The following is a 12,370-nucleotide window of genomic DNA, read 5'->3' as shown; positions in this document are numbered from 1 at the left end:
GAACCAGGCCGCATGACGACACGCCCGCCGACAAGGGCGGACGCATTGCCGGTTCGCACCCCGCAGCCGGACCGGCACCTGTTTGCCCCATCACCCGCGGCACACCGGATCAAGGCATCATCAGGGATTTGCAGGCCACGGCGCCGCGGTGATCGTTGACGTCAGCTTTGGGCCCGGAACCTTGAGCCCGAAGCCGAGCACAACCGCGACTGTCGCAAAAAACCACCGTCGGCAGGCTTTCCCCAAAGACAGCGCCCAGCATCGCGCCCTCCACCTCAGGAGCTGCCCAACGCCCCCCGCCAAACCGCAACCCCACACCAAACCCCACATCGAAAAACCTTCACCTTGGTGGATGATCGCGAGCAGTATCCTGTCCGTGTTCTCTGCAAGAGGCCGCGCGTTCATCCAAGCGGCTTCCATGCACGGGTTAAAGAACCGTTAAGCCAGCGCGCGCTTGAAGATGAACGCCAAACGGGGTTGGAGAAGACGGCATGGAACGATCACGGCGACGTCTATGGCCGTCGCAAGATCTGCGATGATCTGATCGACCTGAGCGGGGCGGTCTCAGAGAACCGCATGGCCCGTCTCGCCCGCCTTGCGGGCCTTTAGGCGCAGATCGGTCACAAGAAGAAGCCCGGCGTGTACGGCGGCAAACCATCCGTCGTGGCGGACAATACGCCGGATCAGCAATTTGGGACCGCGCTTGGGTAACAGACATCACGTACCTGCGCACACACGAAGGCTTCGCCTGTCTCTGTTCACGGCGTGTAGCCGGCTGTACCGTCCAGTCCCGCCAGACGTCAGAGCTGGCAGTTCAAGCGTGACATATGGCGATTTGGCGGAGAAAGCCTGGGCCGGGCCTGCCGATCCACTCCCACCAAGGCGCCCAATTCACCAGCCGTGAATGGGCCGCTTTCTTGCGCGAACGCAATTTGGAACATTCCAAGAGCCGTCGGGGAAATTGCCATGACAACGCCGTTGCCGATAGCTTCCTTCAGTTGCTGAAACGCGAGAAAGTCAGGCGCGGAAATGTAAGGTACGCGAAATTGAATACCTCGAGTTGTTCTTCAACCCAAAACGCAAACACACGCACAACGGCATGCTTTCGCCCGTTGACTTCGAAGAAAGACGACTCAAACTGTCAACGCCTGGTGTTTAGGACACTTGGGGCACCTCAGTGGTCGCAATTGAGAACCGAAAAAATGGCGGGTAGAGGATTGCCCCAAAAAAATCTCTTGCAAAGCAAAAGGTTGAAAAGAGATTTGGAGGCGAGTACCGGAGACGCACCGCTGTCGCAATCCGTCACATAACGTAATATTTTCAATATCTTGACCGAAAGGGCTTGTCGCGTCCCGTGCCATGAAATAGCACGGTGTTGCATCTTTTTGGGCGGGTACATGTGGGGCTCGATTTTTGGCCTCCGGTTCGATTCCCAAATTGAACAAACGCGAGCGAGAGCGGGAGCGACATGCCCAAACGCGCAAAGGAAATGGGACCTCTCGAGGTCAAACGGTTGACCAAACCGGGCGTGTATGCGGTGGGAGGGGTCGCCGGTCTTTCGCTGCAGGTCGTCCCCTCTGGCGCGCGATCTTGGCTGTTTCGGTTTCGTCACCAGGGCCGTCGCCGTGAGGCGGGGCTTGGGCCTTATCCTGATGTCCCGCTGGCCAAAGCGCGCGACTACGCGCGTGAGGCCCGCGATATGCTGCGCCAGGGAATTGACCCGATCGAGGCACGCCACGACGCGCAGCGGCGCGCGCTGACCCTCGAGGAAGCCGTCGAGAGTTTCGCCGCAGAAAAGACAGTCGAGTTCCGAAGCGCAGCGCATCGCAAGCAGTGGCGTGCCTCGCTGGAGCGGCATGTTCTGCCGCAACTCGGGCAGAGTGCCGTGGCGGAGCTCACGCTGCACGACGTTCTCGAGGTCCTGCAACCGCTCTGGTTGGAGAAAACCGAAACTGCCTCCAAGGTGCGCCAGCGGTTGGAGCGGGTGCTCGATTTTGCCACAGTCAAAGGCCATCGGAGCGGCGAGAACCCCGCGCGGTGGCGTGGCAATCTCGAGATGGTCCTGCCGTCCCCGACCAAGCTGACCGGCGGGAAGAACTTTCCAGCCTTGCAGCTTGACGATGCCGCTCGCTGGTACGCTGCTTTGTCGGAGCGTGCCGGGATGAGCGCGCGGGCGCTCGAATTCCAGTGCCTGACGGCGGCGCGGACAGGGGCGGTGCGCTTTGCGACCTGGGACGAGATCGACTTGGAGAAGCGGCTCTGGGTCATCCAGCCGGGCCGGCACGCATCAAAAATCCCGCCCTCTGGGCGTCCGCATCGCGTCCCGCTAACCGACCAGATGCTGAACCTGCTCTCCGAGTTGCCGAAGGCACAAGGCAATCCTTTGGTGTTCTGGGCCCCGCGCGGCGGTGCGCTCTCGGACGCCGCGCTGGCGGCGGTCATGCGCAAGATGCATGAGGCGGATCTCAGGGCCAGCGAGGCGGGGTTCTTTGATGCCCGTCTGAACAAGCCTGCCGTGCCGCACGGGCTGCGGTCGACGTTTCGGACCTGGGTCGCCGAGCGGACGGAATTTGATGGTGACATGGCGGAGATTGCGCTGGCCCATCGGGTTGGAAGCAAGGTGCAACAAGCCTACGACCGGTCCGACCAGGTTGAGAAGCGCAGGCAAATGATGTGTGAGTGGGGGCGGTTTATTGGTGCCGAATTGGGTGCCGAGCGGCGAAAGCGAAACTCTTGAGCGAGAGGCTGCAATGGGTCCACAAAAGGCAGATCCAAAACTGATCCAGAAAGCCCAAGACGTCATCCTGGAGCATCGACCAGAGTTTTCAATGGGCCACGCGCATTTATGGGCGGAGGCGATTTGCGATGCGATGAATGGGACTGAATTCCTGCACCATAAAGGAAAGGAAGACAGAGGCAGGTTGAAGGCAATCCTGACAGCGGTTGATGCGCTGGAAAAGAAGCTTGCAGCAACGTCGCAATGGGTTCAAGAAGAGTTGGACACTCAGCTCATTCAACAGGCTCTGCCTCGAAGTGACTTCGATGACCGAGGACAAATTAGTTCTTTGGAGATTGTGAACCTCGCGCTTGGCGAATTGCGCGCTGCTGCCTTGCGTACAGAAGAGACTATGAAATCTGCCAAATCGCATGACGGGTTGAACTGGCGGGCTGTCGCAGTCATCGACGAAACGCAGCGGATGTGGACCGAACACGGCAAGACTGTTCCACCTAACGCTTTGGGACGAGACGCCCACTATGCAGAGTTCCTTGCGGCCCTATTCGAAGCGCTGTCTATAGGGGCGGAAGTCACTTCCGCTTTCAAAGCCTGGAGGCGCACGGCATCGGATGGTCGAACGCCTCTCGCGCCACCTCGTTCCTAGGCAAGATAGATTCGGTCCTTTCCAGCACCCAAATCTCTCTATTATTTTCGATTCTCAATTCGTCCATCTTCGTCTCATCACAGAGAAGGAGATGAAAATATGTATCTTTCCGATCGACAGGTGGCGATCAGCACAATCGATGCGATTGATGATCCGTCAGTGCTGAACAAGTCAACGAGAAGATACCTCAATGCGCGCAGCCACGGATCGAGGACCGTGGACCAGGAAGCATTGGATGGCTTTCTCGACGAGATCGCGTATCCGGTTTACTACTTCGATTACGAGACTTCTCAGAGCCTGCTGCCACCCTGGGAAGGCACACGCCCTTATCAGCAGGTTCCTTTCCAGTATTCGCTGCATATCCGGCACGAGCCAAACGGAGCTGTCGAGCATCGCGAATACCTTCACCGCGATGATGGCAACCCGATGCCAGCGCTTCTCGAAAGGTTGCGAAAAGACATTGGTGAGACGGGTTCGGTGCTCGTTTGGTACCAGGCGTTCGAGAAGACCCGCAATAATGAGATGGCCGAGGCTTTCCCGGAGTATGCGGCGTTCCTGCAAGGGCTCAATGCGCGCGTGATCGACCTCATGAACCCATTCGCAGACGAAACCATCACCGATCCCGCCTTCAACGGAAGCGCATCAATCAAGGCCGTGTTGCCCGCATTGCTGCCGGAGCTCTCCTACGATGACCTCGATATCCGGGAAGGTGCAAGCGCAGCCCGGCTTTGGAAAGAGGTTACGCTGACCAATCCGCAGGCCCCGGAACGCGAGAAAGTCTATGCTGATCTGGTCGAGTATTGCACGCGCGATACGTGGGCGATGGTGGCCATTCACGGAGCTATGCAGGCGATATCACAGGCACATCGCCCATAGTCAAACAACGCCAAGAAACACACGCCCTCCAACCGGCGAAAGGTTGGTCTCGCTGAAGGCGTCTCCATGAAGTGGCGCAGGTCAATTGAGCGGGTCGATTGTGCATGATTAATCCGATGGACCTGATAAACAATGAGGACGAGCAGGCCATCGATGTTACGGCAAGCATCGCCGACATGATGACGGTGCGGACTAATCCCGAGAACGAGCACTTCGACGATAGTTCGCGCATGCTCCTGCAAGGTCTGACGCTCTATGTCGCGGACGCACATGCAGGCAACCCCCGACCCCATCATTACGAATTTTGCCGTCCATGTGTTGGACGTGACCGGATCAAGCCGCTTAAAGCCGTACAACTCATTATGATTTCTTGACTAATTCTCGTCTTGATCTTGGACGGTTCCGGACGACGCAAGAGAACGTTTGACGTACATCCCCTACTAATCCCCTACTATTAGGGACGACCGCGCCCAACACTGGCGTTGCCTTTTGGATGTTGGAAACCGGAGGCGGCTGGCTTACACAACAGGTTAGCGATGGCTTGCCAGGTTGGTTGGGGCCAGGGCCAGCAAACCCGGTAAACCGGTCAAACCCGGCACAACCCACCCGAAGCACGGGCTGTGCTGTTGGGAGGCGATAGGCCGCTCCCGGTCCCCCCCCTCTCGCGAGCTAACTTGGCCCCGGGGAATGAATGCAGAAAGCAGAGGCTCGAAACGCGGCAGGCCGAAAAAGATTTATTGCCAGTCACCGATCATGTTGAAACGCGTCCCTTAACTCTCCAAGGTGATCGCCAAACTCGTCCGGATATCCCCATCCCATCTGCCCATCGATGCGTTTGAATTCTTTCTCCAAAAGAGGCAGAATTCCATCCGCTAGACTTTGATCTTGCTCTTTCAGCAGTCGGTCTTTGATTTGGCCGACCATCGAGCACATGCTGTTGTAGAACCGCTCATCGATATCACCAAACTCAAGGGTGAAGTCATTCCCGCATTGGACATAGTAGGTCATCAGCGCCAGCGTATCTCGGACGTTGCCGTTTGCCTTTCTGAACTCGCTTATCGCTTTGCGACCCTCTGACAGACGGACGTCCTGTTTCCAAGGTTCCTTCGGGCTGACAGCGGCGCGAATACGCTTCTTGTAGGGTTCTAGCGTTTGCTTGGGTGCCGAATGCTGTAGCAACCGGGCGTTCAGGAACGCCGCGTTGTGAGAGTTGAGACGATACAGGTCTTGAACGAGACCGATGAGTTGCTTGTCTGACCATACAGAGATGACCTGCTTTATATCTTGCCAAGAGGGTTTCTCGGTGGTCATTTATCTCTCTCGCCCTTTCCGTTTCAGCCGCTTAAAGAAGTGTCGTGTCGCCTACTCACGTGCGTACTTATCGGTTATCAACACGTTCCGCATTTCATTGTCGTTTTGTAACGTTTTTCAGGTTACCGGTGAACGCGATAAATCGATACGCTGCCATCATGCTGTTCCCATGAAAAAGTCGATGACTTTCGACGCGCGATCAGACTGGCGCTTGTCTCGCGCTTGCTGCAGCAAGACCGGCACACCCCACCCCAAGCACGGGCCGTGCTGTTGGGAGGCGGTAGGCCGCTCCCGGTCCACCCTCTCTCGTGAGCCAAGTTAGCTCCCGTGGGATCACAGCGATTTCTGGCGCTTCAAGAGCGTAGAATTTGGCGGTCGCGATGCAGCGTTCCTGACCGACCGAGAAAAAATTGGCGCCCCGCTTCGGGCGGATCGCTATTCCATTACATAGCCGAGCGCCCGATAGCCTGTCCGCCGCTTGGCGGCCATTCTGGCAAGGACTGGCACCGAACTGTCGATATAGTCGACCACCAGCACGTCCTTCTTTTCGTCATGCTGCCGATGTAACCTCCCGACATATTGCGCCAACGTGCCTTTCCAGGCGATCGGCATCGTCAGGAACAGTGTGTCGAGTCGGGCGTCATCGAAGCCTTCACCGATATAGCGTCCTGTCGCAAGGATCAGCCGTTCCTCATCGTCATCGACATTCAGCGCCGCATGCGCGGCCCTCCGGTCCTTTACGGACATGCCGCCACGGAGCACGACGATGTTCTTCGCAAATCGCGAGAACCGCTGCTGAAGATGCTCGAGGTGATCCTTCCGCTCGGTCAGCACGATCGGGGATCGTTTTGCCTCAAGCGATTTCAACACGTCGTCGAAGATCAGATCGTTTCGAGCCTCGTCCTCCGCCAGAGCGGCATAGATCGCAGGCATTGAAGGACGTTCGGCCATGGCGAGTGCCTCTGGCAATCGGAACCGCGTGTGACGTTCCCGCGCCCGATGGCGAATGCCGCTTTCGGCGGCCTGTGATTTGGCGCTTACCTGATGGCGCACCGGACCACATTGCATGAAGATGATCGGGTGATGCCCGTCCTTTCGGGCGACCGTCGCCGACAATCCCGTGACATAGCGCGCCTTCGATCTGCGGGCTACAAGCTCAAAGCTTGCAGCGGACAGGTGATGGCACTCATCGACGACAAGATGGCCGTAATCGGCAACGAGATCGTCAACTTCGCCCTTGCGAACCAGGCTCTGGATCAGCGCCACATCGATCACTCCGGTAGGTTTACGCTTTCCGGCGCCGATGGTGCCGATCTGCTTCGGGTCGATCCGCAGAAAGGACCCAAGGCGCTCGACCCATTGGTTAAGGAGTTCACGACGGTGGACCAGAACCAGCACATTTCGGGCTCGATGTGCGATCAACGCCGAGGCCACCACCGTCTTGCCAAATGCGGTTGTGGCGGCAAGCACGCCGGTATCGTGCTCGGCCAAGGCGTCAAACGCGCGCGATTGCTGCTGGCGGAGCTCGCCACAAAAGCGAACAATCTCCGGCAAGGCTTTCCCGTTCTCGCGAAGATCGTCCATCTCAAGAGTGGCACCGTTTTCGGATATATACCCAACCACCTCGTCAAAACAGCCGCGCGGCAGGGCGACGTGTTGGGGATGCAGTTCGGCACAGGACACAATTCGTGGCTTGCCGAATGTCGGCAGCCGCATCGCCTGCGCACGATAGAATTCAGGATTCTGGAACGCAGCCAACCGAACTAGTTGCGCTATCAAGGGCGAGGACAGCCCCGAACGGTCGATATAGATCTGGTCTGCGGCCGTCACCTTGATGGTCTGCGGAACGGGCACATCGAGGCGTCGAGGCGTGCCGCGGCGTGACGGAGACATCTTCCAGGGTTCGTCCGCCTGTTCGTCATCCACCGGCATCCGCACGCCCAGGACTCGCCCGGAAAGCTCGGCGGCTTCGACCAGGTCACTCACCGCCGCCGGCAACAATCTCGGCAAGGAAGACAAATAGGCCCACTGATCGTCATATGGCCGCATGTCCGGGTCCACAAAGACGCTGTTACCAGCTTTGCGCGCAGTGTTCTGGAGCGGCAGCGCGATCAGGTTGCCGAAGCCGCCGAGCGGCATGATATCCTGATTTGGGAACAGGCGGTCATAGGAAGCAAAGCCGATTTCCGGCCGCCGTTCCATCGTTTCGGTGATCAGAACTGATCCAAGCTGGCGTGCCAGACGGGCAGAGACCGGTTCGGCGAAGAAGATCCAGATATGACCGCCGTTCCCAGACCTCGATCGTTCCAGCGCTGCGGGAACTCCCTTCACCCGGCAGGTTTCGAGCAGCGCATTAGCGTCTTCCGCCCAGGAAGCCTTGTCGAAATCAGCCGCCAGGAACCAGCATGTATCACCGGGCAGCAACGGATAGACGCCGGCGACGAAATCGCCGCTTCGGCCATCATCACCGCGCAGGTGTTTTTCCATGACGCCTTCATCTGGCGGGATGAACTTCTGATGGGGGCATTCGCCGCATTTGACCTTCGGCTTGCCGCAGATGCCCCTCACCCATTCGTTGGCACAAGCAGGCGAATATCCTGAGCGGCCGGTCTTCCTGTTATTCCATCGCACCGGAAATACGTCCGGCCGACCGGCGAACAGGCTCCGGAACAGATTGACCTTTTCACGCGACGGCGAGCTATTCGTGACTGGGGCGTTCTCGGAGGAGGGCTGTTTCACAGTTGGCGCGGGCTTTGCATCGAGACGAGCCTCAAGTGCCTCCATCTCAGACTGGAGCTCGCGCCGTTCGGCATCCAAATTGGCCAGGCGCGCTCGAATCCGCGTCAAGTCCATCTCAATATCGGTCTTTTCTGCCACCCGCGAATTCCGCCCAATCCTTTTCGCCAAGCTTAGCATAATGCGCGGAGCGGACTGACGTAAGCAGGTCTATCATGTCTCGGGCGTACCCTAAGCACCGGCTGTTTTCCTGGGAGGCGTGGGGCTTCTCCCGGTCCACCCTCTCCCTTGAGCCATCCTGGACCGTTGGAAAGCTGCGAAAACTTGACCGGCGGCGCACGCCAAGACCGGACTTTCGGACAACTTGCCGCGAACGCCCGTTCAGAGCCCAAAGCTGCCGCCGTTCGCGATGCAGCGTGAGTCCGCACCCACGCGTGCATGAGTTACACCAGTTTGCGATTAGATGAGGGTGATGAGGCGCAAGCGCTGGGTTTCCGGCTTGTATTCCAGACCCACGAGCGCACGAAACCAACGTTCAGTGTCCGCAGGGCGTGCTTCGATCATGATGTTGAAGCGGCTAGCCCACACAGAGCAACCCAGCGATGCGATCCGTCTCAAACAGCTCATCCGCAATCATACTGGCTACATGCCCGCCCATGGACGTCCCGCCTATGATAAACTGCCATCAACCCCGAGCACCAAATGCACCTGACGAGTTGGGTGTAACTGACGAGGCGAGCTCTAGCCAGGTCACGGTTTGGATAGAAAAGGTACTTGTCAAAGGTAGACCTGATCGGCAATCGGGGCCAGACCGTCTCGGTGAAGCCCTTTGGTCACCGCAGCGCGCGAAGAATGGCGGTGATTTCTACGCGAATATGCGTCGGGCCAAACCTGGTGATGTCGTCCTGCATTTGACCGACAACCGGGGTTTTACCGGTATTTCCGAAGTGGCCGAGGAAGCTGACGACACTTTTACCGGACTAGAAGGCACAAATTGGGCGGGTGAGCCCGCCTATCGTATTCAGCTCCGCGAATTTCAGGAACTCGACCCAGGATTACCCCGCGAGAAATTCTTGGTTGAGGGTGAGACCGGATCTGCCCTGAAGGCCATTCTCGATGGACCGGATGGCAAGGGCCTGTTCTACAACCGAAAGTTGGAACTGAACCAAGGAGCCTACCTGACCGAGGCTCCAGCATCACTCGTGACCGCTCTAAACCGTGCCTATCAGGGAATAGCTGGGAGAAAGCTTATCGATATGCCAGACGTCCAAGTTCCGAGCCCTCCTCCAAATAAAACCTCTCCAAGCCCACAAAGCCTTAACATGAGATCAAAGAGTCAGCGTGACCCAGAGCACGTAGACCGCCATCACGATTACCGCGACCGAGCCGATGGTGTAGAGCGTCGCGCGGATCTCGTGGCTCTGCTGAGTGGTATAGGCCAGCGTATGCAGCAGCCTGGCGGCAACGAAGCCGTACATCAGCACACCCGCTAGCAGGGTCGAGGGCCCGGCGATCACGAAGAGCAGGCCCACGGCGAGGAAAGCCGGGATGTTCTCCAAGTCGTTGCGGTGGATGCGGCGAGACCGGTCGACGTAGTCGTTAATCTCAAGCTGCGAGGGGTTCGGGTTGCGGTTGATGAGCCCGGGGCGCAGGTCCTCCGCCGACGCCCAGCCTGAGCCCACCTTCAGCATCCGGTAGACTGTCACCCATCCCTGACCCATCACCTTGAGCACCATCAGGGCTGCGGCGATCATATAGATGACGAAAACGGGGTTCTGCATGGTGAGTGTGGACATCGCAGGGTCTCCTTGCTGACGGCTTCCTGATTTTCGTGAAACGTTCTATTTCATGAAAATACCCGTACCGCGAAACAAGAAGGCTTGTCAAGCTTCGTGAAATATCGTGTATCATCAAATCATGGCCAGGAAGTACCAACAGACAAAGCGCGCCGCAGCGCAGGAGGAGACCCGGCAGCGAATCGTCGAGGCGGCGATCAAGCTGCACCAGTCGAAGGGTCCGGCCGCCACCTCGATGCGCGATGTCGCGCAGGAGGCGGGTGTCGGCACGGTCACTGTCTACCGCCACTTTGCCGATGACATGGAACTCCTCGGCGCCTGCAGCGGTACCTACTTCGAGCGTCACCCCCTTCCCGATCTCGAAGAATGGGCAACTGTGGAGGGCGGCGAAGAGCGCTTCCGCCACGGGCTTGCCGCGGCATACGCCTTCCACCGCGAGACCGAACCGATGATCTCCTCAGTGATCGACGACCTGCGCGGCACTCCAATTATGGCGCCCTATTACAGCTACTGGCAGGCCGCGGGTGAAACCCTTCTCGCCGCGTTCACTGAGCCGAAGCGAAAAGACCCGCTTTTGAGTGCCACGATCGCCCTTGCGCTGAACTTCGAGACCTGGCGCCTGTTGGCGTTACACCAGGGGCTGTCGGACGAACAGGTCATCAATCTCATGACGCGGCTTCTGCGCGACGGCCGGTGACCTCGCATTATTGGCAAACTAAAAACATGGTATCGCGAGAGACTTTTGGCTTCTCCGATTATAGCGAAAGGCGGGACGGACATTGAGCAAGCGATTGAGCATTTTTATCGCCGTCGCGTCTTGGGCTGGCTCTGCCGGTGCGGACCCGCTTTCCTCGCTTAACCTTGATCCCAGCCAGACAACGGTTTCGGGTCTTTCCAGCGGGGGCTTCATGGCGGTGCAACTACAAATCGCTTTTTCACAATCCATCGTAGGTGCCGCGGTAGTTGCTGGCGGACCGTTCAACTGTGCAGATGACTCAGTTTGGCAGGCGTTGAACGTCTGCATGGACCCTCTCTTCAGGGGACCAGACCCCGAGAAGTCGATTCAGTCGATGCGAGACATGGCTTCAGCCGGGAAAATCGACGGGCTCGACAGAGTAGCATCCGACCGCGTCTATATGTTCCACGGAACGCAGGACGAGACAGTCGCACGGTCTAGCATGGATGCTCTCGAGGCGACGTATCTCGCGCTGGGCGTATCCGAAGTGGCCATCAACTACGTCTCCTCTGTTAAGGCTGGGCACGGCTTCGTCACAGAAAATGCGTCTGTGGGCTGCGCGGACACAACACCAGAGTATCTGGTGGACTGCGATTTCGACCAGGCCGGTGATATTCTCAACTGGCTCTACGGCGAACTTGTGCCGCCCGTCTCGCCCGTTTCCGGGAACCTCCTTACGTTTGATCAATCTATTTATTCGGAAGGTGCGGCGGGGGTGGACGAGATTGCCTTCGTCTACGTGCCCTCCGCCTGCCGTTCCGGAGAAAAGTGCCGCCTGCACATCGCCCTGCACGGCTGCAATCAAGGCCGCGAGGCTATCGGCGAAGACTATGCCCGACTCACCGGCTTCAACGGCTGGGCCGAGTCGAACAACATCGTCGTGCTCTACCCTCAGGCAGCAAAGATACCCTCGCCCTGGTACAACTCGTTTGCCGGGAACCCAAACGGCTGCTGGGACTGGTGGGGATATACAGGTGCGGACTACCTTAGCAGGAACGCGCCGCAACCCTCGGCAATAGCAAGGATCACCGCCGCGCTTGGCGCACCGCTCTCGCCTTAAGATCCCGCATTGCGCATGTCTCATGGGCAGATCAAGCGAAGGTCGCCTCGATCAGTGCGAAAATTCAGAGCCTCGAAGTCCAGATAAACAATTGGGCGGAGCCTATAGGGTCCATTATGTTTAGTTGGCTTGGTCCTACTGCCGCCAGTCACTCAGAAAATCCTGGCCGTAGAACGGAAGAGCCAGCGTAAGGGAAGTATGCGACGCGTCGGGCGATCCGAGATAGCATTGTGTCTAGCTGAGTTCGTCTTGAGCCAGAAACTCCTGCAAGACACGCTTCCGATGCGTTCTTTAGTGCTTCACGGGCCCTTTTGTCTGCAAGTACGAGGTGTACGTGCTTTTGCTGCTCGTCAGTCAATTCAATGTCTAGATGGATTTGTTGCCTTGGCCCAAGACTACTTAGGGTCAGGACTCATTCACATTTCATAGCCAGAACATGACGGTTGCGGCTAACGCGATGGCTGAGAGGAAGGCC

The 12,370-nt window shown here is 58.1% G+C and carries 9 protein-coding genes and 1 pseudogene; 7 read left to right on the top strand and 3 right to left on the bottom strand.

The annotated features are described in order from the left end of the window. Window positions 1–345 precede the first annotated feature (345 nt). The 5 genes and pseudogenes from RXV88_RS22055 to RXV88_RS22035 form a co-directional block, all read left to right on the top strand. A pseudogene (locus tag RXV88_RS22055) lies at window positions 346–1,159 on the top strand (IS3 family transposase); the annotation flags it as partial. Window positions 1,160–1,468: 309 nt separating this feature from the next. Next, entirely contained in the window at window positions 1,469–2,737 is a 1,269-nt protein-coding gene (locus RXV88_RS22050) for a tyrosine-type recombinase/integrase (RefSeq protein WP_316295790.1), read from the top strand. A gap of 13 nt (window positions 2,738–2,750) precedes the next feature. After that, complete coding sequence (locus RXV88_RS22045; RefSeq protein WP_316295788.1) at window positions 2,751–3,380, top strand: hypothetical protein; 630 nt, start codon at window positions 2,751–2,753, stop codon at window positions 3,378–3,380. Between the two features lie 99 nt (window positions 3,381–3,479). Next, a complete protein-coding gene (locus RXV88_RS22040; RefSeq protein ID WP_316295786.1) occupies window positions 3,480–4,256 on the top strand; it encodes a DUF2779 domain-containing protein in 777 nt (258 codons plus the stop codon). Window positions 4,257–4,372: 116 nt separating this feature from the next. Continuing rightward, window positions 4,373–4,630 (top strand): hypothetical protein, encoded by a 258-nt coding sequence (locus RXV88_RS22035; protein WP_316295784.1) that lies wholly within the window; start codon window positions 4,373–4,375, stop codon window positions 4,628–4,630. A gap of 370 nt (window positions 4,631–5,000) precedes the next feature. Here RXV88_RS22035 and RXV88_RS22030 read toward each other — a convergent pair whose 3' ends face one another. From RXV88_RS22030 to RXV88_RS22020, 3 genes are all read right to left on the bottom strand, one after another. After that, a complete protein-coding gene (locus RXV88_RS22030) occupies window positions 5,001–5,567 on the bottom strand; it encodes a hypothetical protein (protein WP_316295782.1) in 567 nt (188 codons plus the stop codon). 435 nt (window positions 5,568–6,002) lie between these two features. Continuing rightward, window positions 6,003–8,444, bottom strand: coding sequence for a TOTE conflict system archaeo-eukaryotic primase domain-containing protein (locus RXV88_RS22025; RefSeq protein WP_316295780.1), 2,442 nt, complete (start codon window positions 8,442–8,444; stop codon window positions 6,003–6,005). 1,187 nt (window positions 8,445–9,631) lie between these two features. Further along, the gene (locus RXV88_RS22020) at window positions 9,632–10,099 is read right to left on the bottom strand and encodes an MAPEG family protein (protein WP_316295778.1); all 468 of its coding nucleotides are present in this window, start codon (window positions 10,097–10,099) and stop codon (window positions 9,632–9,634) included. A 121-nt stretch (window positions 10,100–10,220) separates the two neighbouring features. On the opposite strand from RXV88_RS22020, the gene RXV88_RS22015 reads away from it, so the two are divergent. Together RXV88_RS22015 and RXV88_RS22010 are read left to right on the top strand one after the other, a co-directional pair. Next, window positions 10,221–10,796, top strand: coding sequence for a TetR/AcrR family transcriptional regulator (locus tag RXV88_RS22015; protein WP_316295776.1), 576 nt, complete (start codon window positions 10,221–10,223; stop codon window positions 10,794–10,796). Between the two features lie 94 nt (window positions 10,797–10,890). Next, complete coding sequence (locus tag RXV88_RS22010; protein ID WP_316295774.1) at window positions 10,891–11,895, top strand: hypothetical protein; 1,005 nt, start codon at window positions 10,891–10,893, stop codon at window positions 11,893–11,895. Window positions 11,896–12,370: the final 475 nt, after the last annotated feature.

Source organism: Aestuariicoccus sp. MJ-SS9 (assembly GCF_032586235.1).
In the GTDB taxonomy this organism is placed as follows: Bacteria; Pseudomonadota; Alphaproteobacteria; order Rhodobacterales; family Rhodobacteraceae; genus Aestuariicoccus.
This window is presented reverse-complemented; position numbering and strand designations above follow the sequence as displayed.